The sequence below is a fragment of the Nonomuraea sp. ZG12 genome (assembly GCF_052068115.1).
GTDB lineage: Bacteria > Actinomycetota > Actinomycetes > Streptosporangiales > Streptosporangiaceae > Nonomuraea.
On sequence record NZ_JBQHCW010000010.1, the window covers coordinates 81,066 to 97,746 of the forward strand.

15 protein-coding genes are annotated in these 16,681 nt (G+C 70.3%); 9 read left to right on the forward strand and 6 right to left on the reverse strand.

Annotated elements, in window-relative coordinates; all coding sequences use genetic code 11:
* Positions 1-58: 58 nt before the first annotated feature.
* Positions 59-808 (reverse strand): SDR family NAD(P)-dependent oxidoreductase, encoded by a 750-nt coding sequence (locus ACTMTF_RS26365; RefSeq protein WP_441113077.1) that lies wholly within the window; start codon positions 806-808, stop codon positions 59-61.
* A 91-nt stretch (positions 809-899) separates the two neighbouring features.
* On the opposite strand from ACTMTF_RS26365, the gene ACTMTF_RS26370 reads away from it, so the two are divergent.
* Positions 900-1,508, forward strand: a complete 609-nt coding sequence (locus tag ACTMTF_RS26370) for a TetR/AcrR family transcriptional regulator (RefSeq protein WP_441113078.1) — start codon at positions 900-902, stop codon at positions 1,506-1,508.
* A 602-nt stretch (positions 1,509-2,110) separates the two neighbouring features.
* On the opposite strand, the gene ACTMTF_RS26375 is transcribed toward ACTMTF_RS26370, so the two are convergent.
* Complete coding sequence (locus ACTMTF_RS26375) at positions 2,111-4,477, reverse strand: DEAD/DEAH box helicase (protein WP_441113079.1); 2,367 nt, start codon at positions 4,475-4,477, stop codon at positions 2,111-2,113.
* 395 nt (positions 4,478-4,872) lie between these two features.
* Between ACTMTF_RS26375 and ACTMTF_RS26380 the strand changes: the two genes are divergently transcribed.
* From ACTMTF_RS26380 to ACTMTF_RS26395, 4 genes are all read left to right on the forward strand, one after another.
* Entirely contained in the window at positions 4,873-5,223 is a 351-nt protein-coding gene (locus ACTMTF_RS26380; RefSeq protein ID WP_101786510.1) for an STAS domain-containing protein, read from the forward strand.
* A gap of 1 nt (position 5,224) precedes the next feature.
* Positions 5,225-5,650, forward strand: a complete 426-nt coding sequence (locus ACTMTF_RS26385) for an ATP-binding protein (RefSeq protein ID WP_397005843.1) — start codon at positions 5,225-5,227, stop codon at positions 5,648-5,650.
* Between the two features lie 536 nt (positions 5,651-6,186).
* Complete coding sequence (locus ACTMTF_RS26390; RefSeq protein WP_441113080.1) at positions 6,187-8,472, forward strand: sodium-translocating pyrophosphatase; 2,286 nt, start codon at positions 6,187-6,189, stop codon at positions 8,470-8,472.
* Positions 8,473-8,687: 215 nt separating this feature from the next.
* Positions 8,688-9,164, forward strand: coding sequence for a SixA phosphatase family protein (locus tag ACTMTF_RS26395; protein WP_441113081.1), 477 nt, complete (start codon positions 8,688-8,690; stop codon positions 9,162-9,164).
* Positions 9,165-9,178: 14 nt separating this feature from the next.
* On the opposite strand, the gene serB is transcribed toward ACTMTF_RS26395, so the two are convergent.
* The 3 genes from serB to ACTMTF_RS26410 all read right to left on the reverse strand — a co-directional run bounded on the left by serB (position 9,179) and on the right by ACTMTF_RS26410 (position 12,169).
* Positions 9,179-10,396, reverse strand: a complete 1,218-nt coding sequence (gene serB / locus ACTMTF_RS26400; RefSeq protein WP_397005837.1) for a phosphoserine phosphatase SerB — start codon at positions 10,394-10,396, stop codon at positions 9,179-9,181.
* 61 nt (positions 10,397-10,457) lie between these two features.
* Positions 10,458-11,468, reverse strand: coding sequence for an S-adenosylmethionine:tRNA ribosyltransferase-isomerase (locus ACTMTF_RS26405; protein WP_441113082.1), 1,011 nt, complete (start codon positions 11,466-11,468; stop codon positions 10,458-10,460).
* 44 nt (positions 11,469-11,512) lie between these two features.
* On the reverse strand, positions 11,513-12,169 hold the full coding sequence (locus ACTMTF_RS26410) for an SDR family NAD(P)-dependent oxidoreductase (protein WP_441113083.1): 657 nt from the start codon (positions 12,167-12,169) through the stop codon (positions 11,513-11,515).
* Positions 12,170-12,279: 110 nt separating this feature from the next.
* Here ACTMTF_RS26410 and ACTMTF_RS26415 point away from each other — a divergent pair, with 110 nt between their 5' ends.
* Positions 12,280-13,395, forward strand: coding sequence for a GAF domain-containing sensor histidine kinase (locus ACTMTF_RS26415; protein WP_441113084.1), 1,116 nt, complete (start codon positions 12,280-12,282; stop codon positions 13,393-13,395).
* Entirely contained in the window at positions 13,392-14,033 is a 642-nt protein-coding gene (locus ACTMTF_RS26420) for a response regulator (RefSeq protein WP_441113085.1), read from the forward strand. The genes ACTMTF_RS26415 and ACTMTF_RS26420 overlap by 4 nt, the downstream gene beginning before the upstream one ends.
* Positions 14,034-14,055: 22 nt before the next feature.
* Here ACTMTF_RS26420 and ACTMTF_RS26425 read toward each other — a convergent pair whose 3' ends face one another.
* Complete coding sequence (locus tag ACTMTF_RS26425; protein WP_397005827.1) at positions 14,056-14,772, reverse strand: hypothetical protein; 717 nt, start codon at positions 14,770-14,772, stop codon at positions 14,056-14,058.
* Between the two features lie 70 nt (positions 14,773-14,842).
* Here ACTMTF_RS26425 and ACTMTF_RS26430 point away from each other — a divergent pair, with 70 nt between their 5' ends.
* Together ACTMTF_RS26430 and ACTMTF_RS26435 are read left to right on the forward strand one after the other, a co-directional pair.
* Positions 14,843-15,631, forward strand: a complete 789-nt coding sequence (locus ACTMTF_RS26430; RefSeq protein ID WP_441113086.1) for an ABC transporter ATP-binding protein — start codon at positions 14,843-14,845, stop codon at positions 15,629-15,631.
* A gap of 78 nt (positions 15,632-15,709) precedes the next feature.
* Complete coding sequence (locus ACTMTF_RS26435; RefSeq protein ID WP_441113087.1) at positions 15,710-16,639, forward strand: SPFH domain-containing protein; 930 nt, start codon at positions 15,710-15,712, stop codon at positions 16,637-16,639.
* Positions 16,640-16,681: the final 42 nt, after the last annotated feature.

A 16,681-nucleotide genomic window follows, 5' to 3' on the forward strand; every position in this document is an offset into this window, starting at 1 on the left:
CGGAGTCCGGCGTGGTCGGTGGCGACGATGGCCGGCGGGGCGTCGCCGGGTAGCGGGCTCAGATCTGGTTCTCGCCTCCGTCGATGTACAGGTTGGTGCCGATGATGTAGCTGCTGTCCGCGGAGGCGAGGAAGGCCACGGCGGCGGCGACCTCCTCCGGGCGTCCCATCCGGCCTATCGCGACGTCGGCGCCCAGGTTCGCCTTGAAGGCGGCCGCGTTCTGCTCGCCGACGAGTTCGGTGATTCCTGAGGTGTCGATCGGCCCCGGCGAGATCGCGTTGACGCGGATGCCCCGGCCCTTGAGCTCGTTGGCCCAGGTCCGTGCGAATGACCGGACGGCGGCCTTGGACGCCGCGTACGCGCCGAAGGCCGGTGTGCCGTTCTCGGCGGCGGTGGAGGCGTTCAGGATCACTGAGGCGCCGTCGTTGAGCAGTGGCAGCGCCTTCTGCACAGTGGCGAGCGTGCCCTTGACGTTGACTCCGAAGATACGGTCGTAGTCGTCCTCGGTGATCTGCTCAAGCGTCGCGAACGAGGCGGTGGCCGCGTTGGCGAACAGCACGTCGAGGCCCTGGCCACGATTGCGGACCGCGTCGTACAGCCGGTCCAGGTCGGCCGGGTCCGTGATGTCGCCCGGTATCGCGGTGGCCGCCGAACCGATGGTCTCGACGGCCTCGTCCAGCTCGGCCTTGCGCCTGCCGGTGATGAACACGTGAGCCCCCTCGGCCGCCAGCCGTGCGGCGGCGGCTCGGCCGATGCCCCGCGTGCCGCCGCCGGTGACGACGGCGGTCTTACCTTCTAGCCTTCGCATCTGTAACCTCCACATATTTCCAGACCGATCGGTACTGAACGAGACCGTAGCACTTCCGTGCCGTTCGGTACAGAAGGGGTATGATGCGGATGTGGAAATCACTCGGAGGGCGCCGATAGGTCGGCCGCGGGGGTTCGACGCCGATGAGGCCCTCGAGCGGGCAGTGCTGGTGTTCTGGGAGCAGGGCTACGAGGGCGCCAGCCTGACTGACCTGACCAGCGCCATGGGCATCACCCGCACGAGCATGTACGCGGCCTTCGGCAACAAGGAGCAACTGTTCCGCAAGGCCCTGGAGCGCTACACCGAAGGTCCGGCCGCGTACGCGGCACGTGCGCTGGAGGAGCCGACCGCCCGGGGAGTGGCCACGGCCTTCCTCACCGGCTCGGTGAGGGCGTCCACTCGGCCCGGCTGTCCCGCCGGATGCTTGGGCGTCCAGGGCTCGCTGGCCGCCGGCGAACCAGGACGAGTCGCCCGCGACACCCTCGTCGCCTGGCGCGACGAGGGCCGTTCACGCCTCCGCGACCGGTTCCAGCAAGCCGTCGACGAAGGCGATCTGCCCCCGGATGCCGATCCGGGGCTGCTCGCCCGCTACGTCATGACCATGGCGAACGGCATCGCCGTCCAAGCAGCCGGCGGCACCGGCCGCGACGAACTCCAGCAGGTGGTCGACGCCGCCTTGCGAAACTGGCCGCCCGGCTGACGACTACGTGCCCCCGTTATCGGTTATGTCCTGTGAAGAGCGATTGATCTTCAGCGATGCGCCTTCTCTGCCGATCTCCGTGTCACGGTCAATCAATGGGTCAACGTCTTCTGGAACGGTCCGACTCCGGATTCGGCGTCACGTGGAATTGGGTGTCGGGACGCAGGCCCAGTCGGCTCGACTCGCCATCCTGGCCGGCGGCTCCGCAGACATCGACACCTGAGCGGCCGGTGAGGCCGCCGACGTATGAGCTGAAAAGCGCGCGCTGATACGTGGCATCCACGGCGACATGACCATTTCGATCCAGCTCGCCGGCAACTGTCTCCTGGGGCCCCTGTGACGGTTTGGAACGTCTGCGCGACGGCTCGGAGCTCTTGTCCGAACATTTACGGTCAATCTCATGACATCTGTACGTGCTTGAGGTGACAGAACTGGTCGGGCCCCGCCATGTCGTTCGATCGACTGTTCGCCCGAGCAAGAAACGGTTTCCTGGACGGATCGAGCCGCACCGCGCCTGGTGAACTCCGCCGGCTCAGGCTCGCCTCCATGTTCGCACCGGCCCGAATCCGGCTCGCCGCTGCGGAGAAGGCGGTGGGGTGTGGTCAGGGGGTGAGGAGGGTGGCGAGGAGGCGGAGGGCGCCGCGTTTGTCCAGGGGCTCGTTGCCGTTGCCGCACTTCGGGGACTGGATGCAGGAGGGGCAGCCGCGCTCGCATTCGCAGGAGGCGATGGCCTCGCGGGTGGCGGTGAGCCAGTCGGTCGCGCGGGCGTAGCCGCGTTCGGCGAAGCCCGCGCCGCCCTCGTGGCCGTCGTAGACGAACACGGTGAGCAGGCCCGTGTCGGCGTGGAGTTCGGTGGAGACGCCGCCGATGTCCCAGCGGTCGCATGTGGCGAACAGGGGGAGGAGGCCGATGGCGGCGTGTTCGGCGGCGTGGGCGGCGCCGCCGAGGTCGAAGCCTTCCTCGGCCAGGGCGGCCACCTCGGAGGCCGGCAGGGTCCACCAGACGGCGCGGGTGCGCAGGGTGCGGGGCGGTAGGTCCAGGGGTTCGTCGCCGAGCATCTCGCCTGACTGGAGTCGGCGTTTGAGGTAGGAGACGACCTGCCGGGTGACTTCCACCTCGCCGAAGTTCAGCGTGCCGGGGCCCAGGGCGTGGGAGCGGAGGGTGGAAAGGAGGGAGATGTCGGTGATGTCGCGGGCGAAGGTGGAGTAGTCAGGCTGCGCGCTGGACACCAGGGCCACGCCGGCTTCGAGGTCGAGAAGCTCTACCAGGAACGTCTCGCCCTGGTGGATGTAGACGGCGCCCGTGTGGACCATGGTGTGCGCGGACGGCTCGTCGACGCTGCCCAGAAGGCGGCCGGTCGAGGACTCCACGACCTGGATCGGCGCCCCGCCGCCGCCCCGGATGTCGGCCAGGTCGGTGGCGCGCTCGCGCTTGGTCCAGAACCATCCGGCCGGGCGTCGGCGCAGCAGGCCGTCGGTGACGAGGGTGTCGAGTACGGTGGCCGCGGTGTTGCCGAAGATGGGCAGGTCGTCCTCGCTCAGGGGGATCTCGGCGGCGGCGGCGCACAGGTGGGGGCCGAGGACGTACGGATTGTCGGGGTCCAGGACGATCGCCTCGACGGGCCGGCCGAACAGGGCGTCGGGGTGATGGACGAGGTAGGTGTCCAGGGGGTCGTCGCGGGCGATGAGCACCGCCAGCGCGTCCTGGCCGTCGCGGCCCGCCCGGCCGGCCTGCTGCCAGAGGGAGGCGCGGGTGCCGGGCCAGCCGGCGATCAGGACGGCGTCCAGGCCGGACACGTCCACGCCGAGTTCCAGCGCGTTCGTGGTGGCCAGTCCCATGAGGGTGCCCGAGCGCAGCGCCTTCTCCAGGAGCCTGCGGTCCTCGGCCAGATAACCGGCCCGATAGGCGGCGACCTTCTCGGGCAGGTCGGAGACCTCCGGCAGCGCCCATGCCTGAGCGTCGTCGGCCTGAGGACCGGCGGGCCCGCCCACCTCAGAGGGCGGTTGGCCCGCCCCGGGCCGACCGGAGAGGCCCAGCCCCGAGCCGACCCGGTCGGACGCGGGTGAGCCAGGACCGGGCCGGTCGGCGCGGGGCTGGTCGGTCAGGGGTTCGTCCGTCCCAGGCCCTGCGCCCGTGGCAGGGGCGGTCTCGACCGTGCCAGGCCGGCCGGGCGCAGCGGGCAGGGCCGGGCCTGTAGGGACGGTACGGGTCGTACCGAACTGGTGGGACAGGGAGAAAGCCACGTCGGCGAGTTTGGCGCGGGCGGCGAGGGCGACCGTTTCGGCGCCGCGGCGAGAGCGGACGAAGGCGAGGGTGCGGACGTCAGCCAGCACCAGGTCCGCCAGCAAGTCGGCCGCCTCGGCGGTGGCCGTGCGCCGCACCGGCGCCCCTCCCTCGCCCCGCAGCTCCGTCAGGGGCGGCTCCCAGAGCGCGACGGTCGTCGAGCCCTTCGGCGAGGCGTCCGTCGTCACCTCGGCCATCTCAAGCCCGGTGAGCCGCTTGGCGAACGTGCCGGGCTCGCTGGCGGTGGCCGAGGCGAGCAGGAACGTGGGCTGCGCGCCGTAGCGGGCGCAGACGCGGCGCAGGCGGCGCAGGATCTGGGCGACGTGGGAGCCGAACACGCCGCGGTAGCCGTGGCACTCGTCGATGACCACCAGCCGGAGCCGCCGGAAGAACGCCGACCACTGCGCGTGCCGGGGCAGGATGCCGCGGTGCAGCATGTCGGGGTTCGTCAGGACGTAGTTGGCGTTCTTGCGGACCCAGGTGCGCTCCTCGAACGGTGTGTCACCGTCGAAGCAGGCGGCCCGCACCTGGGTGATGCGCAGGTCGCGGATGCCGCGGAGCTGGTCGGCGGCCAGGGCCTTGGTCGGCGTGAGGTAGAGAACGGTGCCGCCGTCGAGACAGGAGGCGACCGCCGGGGTCAGGTAGGCGAGTGACTTCCCGGAGGCCGTACCGGTGGAGATGATCACGTTTCGGCCACGATAGGCCAGGTTGGCGGCCTCGTACTGGTGCGGCCACAGTCCCGTGACGCCGTGGTTCGCCGAGCGCGTAACCAGGAGTTCGGGCGCCCAATCAGGCCATTTGGCTTGACCGGCCTGACGTGCTGGAACATGCTCCACATGGGTAACACGCTCATGACGTGCGGGAACTCCGAGCAGGTGTTGGAGGAGTGGACCCGTTCGGTGTGGGGAGGATGCGGAGGAAGTCACTGTTTCCAGTCTGCGTCCGTGGGCAAAGTCGTCGGGAATCGTGATTTCGTGTAGACACAAGCCAGGCGCGTGGTTGAATGCCGCGCGTCGGGGTCCGGCACTCCAGAGTGCCAGGCCCGCAAGGGTAGTTTCGCAGGCGAGGCGCTGGAGGATCTGTGGATCTGAAGTTGGATCACCGCACCGAAGACGGACTCACCATCGTGGAGGTCGAAGGTGAGATCGATGTCTACACGGCGCCGAGATTGCGTGAGCTTCTCATCGACCTGGTGAACAAGGGCAACTTCCACCTGCTCGTCAACATGGAGAAGGTGGACTTCCTGGACTCGACGGGTCTTGGTGTCCTGGTCGGTGGGCTCAAGCGAGTTCGTGCGCACGACGGCTCCCTGGAGCTGGTGTGCACCCAGGAGCGCATCCTCAAGATCTTCCGGATCACCGGGCTGACCAAGGTCTTCGGGATCTACGCTTCGGTCGACGAAGCCAAGGAAGCTCACGGCAAAGACAAGTAGCATGGCTACCGTCGAGCTGACGTTCAGCGCTCTTCCCGCCCATGTGCGGACCGCCCGGTTGGTGGCGACGGCGATAGCCCGCCGCACCGGCGTGGAGGAGTCCCTGCTGGACGAGGTCCGGCTCGCCGTGGGTGAGGCGTGCTCCCGGGCGGTCGAGGCGCATCGCGCACACTGCCCGGGCGAGCCCATTCGCATCGAGCTCAAGGACGACTCTGGGCGGTTCGAGGTCACGGTCAGTGACCAGGCGCCCAGTGATGAGATCAAGCAGGAGCAACCCCTTGACCTGGGCATGCTCTCCGACTCGTTCATGTCCGGTTTCGGCATCGCCGTGATCGCGGGCCTGGCCGACGACGTGGAGGTCTTTCCCAGCCCCAAGGGCATGCGCATCCGCATGAGCTGGCCCGCCGTCAACGGCCACCCGAGCTGACCGGGCCTCCGTAGGAGCGTTCCAGAGACTCCAGGAAGCCCGCAGGCCGGCGTTAAGGACAACCTGCGACACCCAAGCCATCCACGGTCGCGTAGCGCCGCAGAGGGGCGTTCAGGGCGGTGTACGGCTCGACCCGCCGGCGGCGTCGGCCACCGGACGTGCGGGTGTGCCGTGAGACCGGAGTCTCCGAAGATTTTTACGGAGGCTCCGGTCTTGTCATGTGCGCGCGACTCGCCGGGCGGTTTCGGTCGGCACTTTTTTCTGCGCAGTCATGCCCGTAAAGCCAGGGAAATACCGCCTGTCAGATCCCAAAACGCCCCGCTGTCAGGCGCTTACTGGACAGGCGCACAATTCCCCGCGTCCAGAGCCTTCATATCTGAGAATCCCCTGCGTAGACTCCCGGCACCGGCCAAGGTGATCTGGCGAAACCGCGGATTCAACCGGAAGCGGCACCCATAACCCGGATGGTGCCGCACCCGCCCAGCCGACATTGCAGCGCCACCCGGGCAGGACGACCGGTCTTGCCGAGGAGAACGATGTCTAGGCACTTGCTGGCACTGGAGCCAGCGTCCAATCTGGCCCTGAGCTCTAACAACCTCACCATCGTGATCGTGGTCGCCGCGGTCGCACTGATCGCGCTAGCCGTCGCAGGCGGCCTGGTGCGCGAGGTGCTGGCCGCCGACCAGGGCACGGAGCGCATGCAAAATATCGCCCGTGCCGTTCAGGAGGGGGCCGCCGCCTATCTTACGCGGCAGTTCCGCACACTGGCGATCTTCGTCGTCATCATCCCCTTCTTGCTGCTTCTGCTACCGGGCGAGACCGACGTACGCATCGGCCGCTCGATCTTCTTCGTGGTCGGCGCGGTGTTCTCCGCCCTGACCGGGTTCATCGGCATGTGGCTGGCCGTGCGCGGCAACGTCCGCGTCGCCGCCGCGGCCCGTGAGTCGGGCGAGAAGCTCGCCATGCGCATCGCCTTCCGCACCGGCGGCGTGGCCGGCATGTTCACCGTCGGCCTGGGCCTGTTGGGCGCGGCGGTGGTCGTCTTCGTCTACCAGGGTGACGCGCCGGGCGTGCTCGAAGGCTTCGGCTTCGGCGCTGCGCTGCTGGCGATGTTCATGCGCGTCGGCGGCGGCATCTTCACCAAGGCCGCCGACGTCGGCGCCGACCTGGTCGGCAAGGTCGAGCAGGGCATCCCCGAGGACGACCCGCGCAACGCGGCGACCATCGCCGACAACGTGGGCGACAACGTCGGAGACTGCGCCGGCATGGCGGCCGACCTGTTCGAGTCGTACGCCGTCATGCTGGTCGCCAGCCTCATCCTGGGCCGGGTGGCCTTCGGCGAGGAAGGCCTGATCTTCCCGCTCATCGTCCCGATGATCGGCGTGATCACCGCGATCATCGGCATCTTCGTCACCCGCATGCGCGACGGCGACCGCAACGGCATGGCCGCCATCAACCGCAGCTTCTTCATCTCGGCCGCGATCTCCGCGGTCCTGGTCGCGGTGGCGGCGTTCTGGTACCTGCCCAGCAGCTTCAGCGCCCTGTCCGGTTCGGGCGTGCAGTCCGACGCCGACCCGCGGATCATCGCGATCGGCGCGGTGCTCATCGGCCTGGTCCTGGCCAGCGCCATCCAGCTGCTGACCGGCTACTTCACCGAGACCACCCGGCGCCCCGTGCGTGAGATCGGCGAGAGCTCGCGCACCGGCGCCGCGACCGTCATCCTGGCCGGCATCAGCGTCGGCCTGGAGTCGGCCGTCTACTCTGCGCTGATCATCGGCGGCGCGGTCTACGGCGCGTTCCTGCTCGGCTTCGGCAACGTGACGGTCGCGCTGTTCGCGGTCGCGCTGGCCGGCACCGGGCTGCTGACGACGGTCGGCGTCATCGTCTCGATGGACACCTTCGGTCCGGTCTCCGACAACGCGCAGGGCATCGCCGAGATGTCCGGCGACGTCGAGGGCGAGGGCGCCCAGGTGCTCACCAGCCTCGACGCGGTCGGCAACACGACCAAGGCCATCACCAAGGGCATCGCGATCGCCACCGCGGTGCTCGCGGCGACGGCGCTGTTCGGCGCCTTCAGGACGGCGGTGGAGGGCGAGCTGCCGGCCGGATCCGTGTTCAGCCTCAGCGTGGACGCGCCCAACGTGCTCGTCGGCCTGATCATCGGCGCGTCGGTGGTGTTCCTCTTCTCCGGCCTGGCCATCTCGGCGGTCGGACGGGCCGCGATGCGGGTGGTCTTCGAGGTACGCGACCAGTTCCGCAACAACCCCGGCATCATGGACGGCACGGTCAAGCCGGACTACGGCCGGGTGGTCGACATCTGCACCAAGGACTCGCTGCGCGAGCTGGCCACGCCCGGCCTGCTGGCGGTCCTGACGCCGATCGCGGTCGGGTTCGCGCTGGGTTACGCGCCGCTGGGCGCCTTCCTGGCGGGCGCCATCGCGTGCGGCACCCTGATGGCCGTCTTCCTGTCCAACTCCGGCGGTGCCTGGGACAACGCCAAGAAGCTCGTCGAGGACGGCCACCACGGCGGCAAGGGCTCCGAGGCGCACGCCGCCACGGTCATCGGCGACACGGTCGGCGACCCCTTCAAGGACACCGCAGGTCCGGCCATCAACCCGCTGATCAAGGTGATGAACCTGGTCGCGCTGCTGGTGGCGCCCTCGGTGGTGCTCTACGCGAGCAACCCGGCGGTGCGCATCGGCATCACGGTGCTCGCGGTCGGCGTGGTCGTGGGCGCGATCATCATCTCCAAGCGCCGTACGGTCACCGTCGAGCCGATCAACAACGACAACGACAGGAAGACGGAGCCCGTGGCCTCCTGACCTGCCTGACGACGCCCGCTCCACGTACGACCGGAGCGGGCGTCGTGCCGTGTCGGGGGGCGTTGGCCGGGCGGGCGGTCACGGTGCGAAACTTGGCGGATGGAAGACAAGCCGCCCTCCGGTGGAAAGACGCTGGCCATGATCCTGCTCGTGATGCTGGCCATCCTGGCGGTGCTCGTCGGACTCGCCATCTGGGCGTCGAGAGGATGATCACGATGCGCACGCTGATCGTGCTGCGCCATGCCAAGGCCGGCCAGGCGCCTGGCGTTCCCGACCACGACCGGCAACTCACCGATCGCGGCGAGCTGGACGCCAAGCGGGCCGGTGCGGAGATCCGCGGCCTGGGCCTGGAGCCCGACCTGGTGCTGTGCTCGCCGGCGCAGCGCACCAGGCGCACCGCCCAGCTCGCCCTGCCCGATGTCGAGACCGACTATCAGCGGCTCATCTATCAGGGCATGGCCGAGGAGCTCCTGGAGCTGGTGCACCAGGCCGAGCCGGAGCGGCGGACCGTCGTGTTGTGCGGCCACAACCCGGGCGTGCTGGACCTGGCCCTGTCGCTGACCGGAGAGGACTTCGGCTTCTCGCCGGGCGCGTTCGCGGTGATCCGGACGGAGTCGGCGTGGGCGGACCTCTGGCCGGGCGACGGCAGCCTGGTCACCCTGTGGAGTCCCAAGCAGCCCCACGGCCATTGACAACCACTGACAACTCAGCGGGACAGCAGGCCGTCCTCGGCGTCGGCGGCCTCCACCTCCGCCCTGGAGATGCCCAGCAGATAGAGGATCGAGTCGAGGTACGGCGTGTTGACGGCGGTGTCGGCGGCCTGCCTGACGACGGGCTTGGCGTTGAACGCGATGCCCAGCCCGGCCGCGGCGATCATGTCGAGGTCGTTGGCGCCGTCGCCGATCGCCACGGTCTGGCTGATCGGCAGCCCGGCCTCGTGCGCGAAGCGCTCCAGCGCCTTGGCCTTGCCCGGCCGGTCGACGATCTCGCCCACCACCCGGCCGGTCAGCTTGCCGTCGACGACCTCCAGCACGTTCGCGGCGGAGTAGTCGATGCCCAGGTCGTCGACCAGGGCGTCGGTGATCTGGGTGAATCCGCCGCTGACGATGGCGAAGCGGAAGTCGAGCCGCTTGAGGGTGCGCACCAGCGTGCGGGCGCCGGGAGTGAGCACGACCTCCTTGCGCACCTGCTCGAAGACCTCGGCGGACAGCCCTTCGAGCAGGGCGACGCGGCGGCGCAGCGACTCGGCGAAGTCGAGCTCGCCCCGCATGGCCTCCTCGGTGACGCGGGCCACCTCTTCGAGGCAGCCCGCGTGGGCCGCCAGCAGCTCGATGACCTCGCCCTGGATGAGCGTGGAGTCGACGTCCATCACGATGAGCCGCTTGGCCCGCCGCGACAGGCCGGTGCGTTGCACGGCCACGTCGACCTGCTGGGCGGCGGCCTCGGCTGCCAGGTCGATCCTGAGCTGGTCGGGGTTGGCGCCGGAGACCGACAGCTCGATGCAGGTGACGGGCCACTGGGCGAGGCGTTCGATGCGGTCGATGTTGGCGCCGGCGGCGGAGATCCGTCCGGCGATGCCGGCGATGGCCGCCGGCTGCAGGGTGGCGCCCAGGACGCTCACCGACAGGCGGCCACGGCGGCGGTGCTCCCTGGTCTGGGACCCGGTGGAGAGCTCCACCTCCATTCCGAGGTCCTCGGCGACGCGCTCCACGGCGGTCCACATGGCGCCGAGCGTGCTGCCGGTGCCGGTGGACGGGCCGCCGGCGTAGGTGACGAGGACGCCGAGCGTGAGGCGGCCACGGATGACGACCTGCTCGATGTCGGACACGGTCACGGGGAAGCCGGACAGGACGGAGAACAGGCGCGAGGTGACGCCTGGCCGGTCAGGGCCGGTGAGAGTGATCAGGAGGGTACGCTGGTCCACATTCGACCACGGTACTGCGCCCGAGTTGGTGCTCGCGTAGCAGGTACGGCTTTCGCGTAGATCAGCCGGTCATGATCAGGTGTGTGTCGCCGAACTCGTGCCACAGATAGCCCTCCCGCAGGGCCGCCTCGTAGGCCAGGCGTAGCGCCGGTCGCCCGGCTATCGCGCTCAGCATCAGCAGGTGGCTGGAGCGCGGCTCGTGCAGGCCGGTGATCAGCCCGGTGACCACCCGCACGCCCGCCTCGGGGGTGATGACGCGGGTGGTCCAGCCTGCCGACGCCGTCACCCGGCCGTCGCCGTCCACGGCCGTCTCCAGCGCCCGCACCACGGTGGTGCCCGCCGCCACCACCCGGCCGCCGCCGTTCCTGGCCAGGTCGACCTGGCGGGCGGTGGCTTCGGGCACCTCGTAGCGCTCGGCGTAGGGCGGCTCGTCCTTCTCCGGCGAGGCCACCCCCGTGTGCAGGGTGATGGGCGCGATCCCGATGCCGCGGGCCACCAGGGCCGTCACCAGCTCCGCGGAGAAAGGCCGGCCGGCGCTGGGCATCTCGGCGCTGCCCGGCACGGTGGCGAACACGGTCTGGTAGGCCTCGATCGGCCAGTCCCGGTCCACGTACGAGTAGCGGATCGGCCGTCCGTGCTCGCGCAGGTACGCCTCCACGTCCCGGTCCAGCTCGGCCCGCCACAGGCGCGGCGTCTCGCGCCCGAGCAGGCGCAGCGTCGCCCGTCCCGGCATCGGCAGCCATTCGCCCGGCTCGCCGCCGTCGTACGGCTCACTCGCGGCGGACGTACGGCGGCGCAGTTCGACCAGCCAGGTGCCGTCCTCCCGTGCGGTGGAGAAGTGCACCGCGAGCCGGTCCAGCCGGACGGCGGCCGGGAGCGTCGCCGAGTTGTTGACCACGATCAGGTCGCCGGGGGAGAGCAGGCGGGGCAGGTCGGTGAAGCGGTGGTGCGCGGGCTCGCGGTCGCCGCTGGAGACGAGCATCCGGACCGCGTCGCGGGCGAGTCCCCGGGCCTCCGGCGGCTCGTGCGCGGACAGCGCGGTCGGCAGCGTGAAGTCGAGCGGCGTAATCATCGAAGAGGTCGTCGCAGGGGTGATCGGCGGAGTCGCTGCAGGAGTCATTGCAGGCTCACCCGGCCGTTGGCGGGCCTGGAGCGCACCAGGTCGAGCAGGGTGGCGGCGACCTTGGCCGGGTCGGTGGCGGCGGCGGCCTCCTGCTCGCCGACCGCGTCGGCCAGCATGCGGGTGTTCATCTCGCCGGGGTCGGCCCACCAGACGGCGACGCGGGGCTCCTCGGCCGCCAGCACGTTCGACAGCTGCTCCAGCGCGGCCTTGGTGGCGCCGTACGCGCCCCAGCCCTCGTAGGCGCCGCTCGCGGCGTCGGAGGTGACGTTCACGATCGCGCCGTGACGGGCGCGCAACGCGGGCAGCGTGGCCTGGATGAGCGCCAGCGGGGCGGTCACGTTGGTCTCCAGCAGGTCCCTGAAAGCCTCCAGCGGGTAGCCGGCCAGCGGCGGCAGCGGGGTCGCGCCCAGCCCGCTCGCGTTGTTGACCAGCAGGTCCAGCTCGGGTGCGGCGCGGGAGAGCCGGGCGACGTGCGCGGGGTCGGTCACGTCGCCGGGGATCGCGGTGGCGCCCAGCTCGGCGGCGGCCCGCTCCAGGTCGGTAGCGCCACGGGCGGTGAGGACGAGGTGCCAGCCCGCCGCCGCCAGGGACCTGGCAAGGGCGAGGCCGAGTCCGCGGGAGGCGCCGGTGATGAGTGCGGTGTTCGTCATGTCTCGACGGTAGGAATCGGCCGCCGCGCGCACATCGGGCGGAAGGTCCGGTCGGGCCTGGGCATATCGTCCTAGGACCATAGAGGTCCTAGGACCATAGAGTGGGTGCCGTGCCTGCCGAACGAGCCGAGATCCTGCAGGCGGTGAGTTCCGCCGTCCTCGCCGTCACCCGTCACCTGTCGGTGCGCGAGGTGCTGCAGGTGATCGTCCGCTCGGCGCAGCGGCTGCTGGACGCCCGCTATGCCGCGCTCGGCGTGCCCGACGAGGAGGGCTCCTTCGCCGAGTTCGTCGCCGAGGGCATCACCGACAAGCAGTGGGACGCCATCGGGCCGCTGCCGCGACAGCATGGCATGCTCGGCGCGATGCTCCGCGAGGGGGCCCCGGTCAGGCTGCCCGACCTGCGCGACGACCCCAGGTTCGAGTGGTGGCCGAAGGCGCATCCGGTGATGAAGGACTTCCTCGGCGTGCCGATCCTCGACGGCGGCGAGGTGCTCGGCATCATCTTCCTGGCCAACAAGCGCACCCCTGGCGGCTTCACCGAGGACGACCAGGACCTGCTGACGCTCTTCGCCGCGCACGCCGCCATCGCGCTGGCCAACGCCAGGCTGTACGAACGCGGTCGCGAGCTGGCCATGCTGGAGGAGCGCAACAGGGTGGCCCGCGAGCTGCACGACGCCGTCACCCAGAAGCTCTTCTCGCTCAGGCTGACCGCGCAGGCGGCCGGGGCCATGCTCGACAGCGCCCCGGACAAGGCCGCGGTCGAGCTGGAGCGGGTGCAGCGGCTGGCCGGTGAGGCGCTGTCCGAGCTGCGCGCGGTGATCGTCGAGCTGCGGCCGGCCGAGCTGGACCGGCACGGCCTGGCCGAGACCCTGCGCAAGCACGTGCGGATGCTCGACCGCCTGCATCCCTCGCTGGTCACCTTCGAGGCCGGGGAGCTGCCGCCGATGGACTCCGCGGTCGAGGTGGCGGTGCTGAGGGTGGCGCAGGAGTCGCTGCACAACGCGCTCAGGCACTCCGGCGCCGACCAGGTGTCGGTGCGGCTGGCGTACGAGAACGGCAGGTTGTCGCTGACCGTGCGGGACGACGGCGTGGGCTTCGAGCAGGGTGGGTCGCGGGGCCTCGGGCTGGTGTCGATGCGGGACCGGGCGGAGTCCGTGGGCGGGGTGATGACCGTGAGCTCGGCTCCCGGTCAGGGGACCACGGTGTGTGTGGAGGTGGGCGTGTGATCCGGGTGCTGATCGCCGACGACCATCCGGTGGTGCGGCAGGGCCTGCGCACGTTCCTGGATCTGCAGGACGACATCACGGTCGTCGGCGAGGCGGGCGACGGCGCGGAGGCCGTCGAGCTGGTCGAGCGGCTGACGCCGGACGTGCTGCTGCTGGACCTCAAGATGCCGGTGCTCGACGGCCTGGCCACGCTGGGCAGGCTCACCGGCACGGCCACCCGGATCGTCGTGCTGACCTCGGTGAGCGACCGGGCGGACGTCGCGCCGGCGATGCGGGCCGGCGCGGCGGGCTTCCTCTACAAGGACGTGGACCCGTCCGCGCTGGTGCAGGGCGTGCGCGCCGTCCACGGAGGACAGGTGCTGCTCGCGCCGGAGGCGGCCGAGGCGATGCTGGCCGACGGCCGAAGCAGCCAAACCGGCCAGAACGGCAACACCGTGCCGGCGCCCACGTCGCTGACCGAGCGCGAGCGGGAGGTGCTCGCGCTGATCGCGGCGGGCTGCTCCAACCGGGAGATCGCCCGAAACCTGGCCGTGGCCGAGAAGACGGTCAAGACCCATGTCTCCAACGTGCTGATGAAGCTGGGCGTGCAGGACCGGACCCAGGCGGCTCTCTACGCCGTCCGCCACGGCCTTGGTTGATCTCTACTGCCTGACCCGGTCCCTACTGGTTGCGCAGCGGCTCGAAGATGGCGTGGTGCGCGGCCACGACCGCGCGCCGTACGGCCCGGTCGAGCTCGCGCAGCACGGCGCCGCGCGTGGCAATCTGCCCCGAGGTGAGCCCGCGCTCCTCGACCAGCCGCAGCACCGCGCCCAGCCTGGTCGCCAGGGCGGAGACCCGGTGGGCCCGCGCGGGATAGCCGGGCGCGAGCTCGCCGCCACGTCCCAGGTCGTCAGGGCGGCTCTGCGCGGGGCCGTCCACGGACGCCAGCGCGTCCGTCGCCGACCGTACGGCGTCCGACAGCTCCCGCTCTGCCTCCGCCACCGAAGGCAGGTCCAGGCGTACGGGGCCCGTCTCGTGCACGTCCAGTCGTACGCCCACGTACGACGACCCGCGCAGGTCCAGCGAGGGGACCAGCCCGAGACACCGGTCGGGGAGCACGGCGATGGCGGCCTGCCCGGCGTCGACGGCGGCCGAGTTGAACGCCGCGGGCCCGGACAGCCCCAAGGGGTCGCCGGGCGCCGGCAGCGCGAGCCGGAGCTCGCTCAGCCGGTCGACGCGCAGGTTGGCAAGGTATTTACGCAACGGCACCTGGCCCACGACGGTGGGTCCGGCGACGGCTTCCACGTGGTCAGCCGCCTCGTCGAGACCGACGTGACCGGCGAGCCAGGCGTTGCCCCAGGCGACGAGCGCGGGGCAGACAGGCGATTCAGGGCGCACCGATCCACGATATGCGCTCGCCCTGCAATAGGTTTGTCCCCGTGGGTTACTCCTAAGGGGGGAACGAGGAATGGGTGGTCAGGTGCTGCGCTTCCAGGATGTCGCGTTCAGACGCGATGGGGCGACCCTGCTTCGTGGCATCGACTGGACCGTCAACGAGGACGAGCGGTGGGTCGTCCTCGGTCCCAACGGCGCGGGCAAGACGACGCTGCTGCAGCTGGCGGCCACGACGCTGTTCGCGAGTGACGGGATCGTCGAGGTGCTCGGGGAGCGGGTGGGGCAGGCGGACGTGTTCGACCTGCGGCCGCGCATCGGGCTGGCGAGCTCCGCGCTGGCCGAGCGCATCCCGGCGGACGAGAAGGTCATCGACCTGGTGCTGACGGCTTCCTACGCGCTGCTGGGCCGGTGGACCGAGGAGTACGACTCCAACGACGTGACCCGTGCGGTCGAGCTGATCGACATGATGGGCGCCGCGCATCTGATCCGGCGGCGGTTCGGCTCGCTGTCGGAGGGGGAGCGCAAGCGGGTGCAGATCGCCAGGGCGCTGATGCCCGATCCCGAGGTGCTGCTGCTCGACGAGCCCGCGGCCGGGCTCGACGTGGGCGGTCGCGAGGACCTCGTGCGCCGCCTGGCCGTGCTCGCCGGCGACTACCGCTCGCCCGCGCTGGTGCTGGTGACGCATCACGTGGAGGAGGTGCCGAGCGGGTTCACGCACGCGCTGCTGCTGCGGCACGGCGCGATCGTGGACCAGGGGCCGATCGAGCACGTGCTGACGGCCGACAGCCTGTCGCAGACGTTCGGGGTGCCGCTGACGCTGGACCGCAATGCCCAAGGCCGCTGGTACGCCAGGCCGTACTAGATCGCTCTATTACGGCCACTCACCGTATAAACCAAATATCATTCACGAAGTCGGATCATTCCACTTCGGAGCGTCGCCATGACCGTGGAGCAGCTCATCGTCGCCCTCGTCGTGGTCGCGGCGGTGGGTTTCGGAGTGGCGCGGACGATCCGCATCATCCCGCAGGCCACGGCCGCGATCATCGAGCGGCTCGGCCGCTACCACCGCACCCTCGATCCCGGACTGAACCTGGTGGTCCCGTTCGTCGACCGGATCAAGGAGCTGATCGACCTGCGTGAGCAGGTCGTCTCCTTCCCGCCGCAACCGGTGATCACCTCCGACAACCTGGTCGTCTCCATCGACACCGTCATCTACTTCCAGGTCACCAACCCCAAGGCCGCCACCTACGAGATCGCCAACTTCCTCACCGGCGTCGAGCAGCTCACCGTCACCACGCTGCGCAACGTCGTCGGCGGCATGGACCTGGAGCGCACGCTCACCTCCCGCGAGGACATCAACACCGAGCTGCGGGGCACTCTCGACGAGGCCACCGGTAAATGGGGCATCCGCGTCAACCGGGTGGAGCTCAAGGCCATCGACCCGCCGGCCTCCATCCAGGACTCGATGGAGAAGCAGATGCGCGCCGACCGGGACAAGCGGGCCGCCATCCTCACCGCCGAAGGGCAGCGGCAGGCGGCGATCCTGGAGGCCGAGGGCGAGCAGCGGGCGGCCGTCTTACGGGCCCGCGGCGACGCGGAGGCGGCGGTCCTGCGCGCCCAGGCCGACGCGGAGGCCGAGGCCATGCGGGCCAAGGGGCAGGCGGACGCGATCGGCATGGTCTTCAAGGCCATCCACGAGGGCAAACCCGACCAGCACCTGCTGGCCTACCACTACCTCCAGACCCTGCCGGAGATCGCCAAGGGCGACGCCAACAAGCTCTGGATCGTCCCGTCGGAGATGGGCAAGGTGCTGGAGAGCCTCGGCGGTCTCTTCGCTCCCGACAAGCCCCCGAACCCCCCGGACGCCTGACCCACGGTCCCCCTCTAAGCTCGGCTAGCAATATCGGGGGAC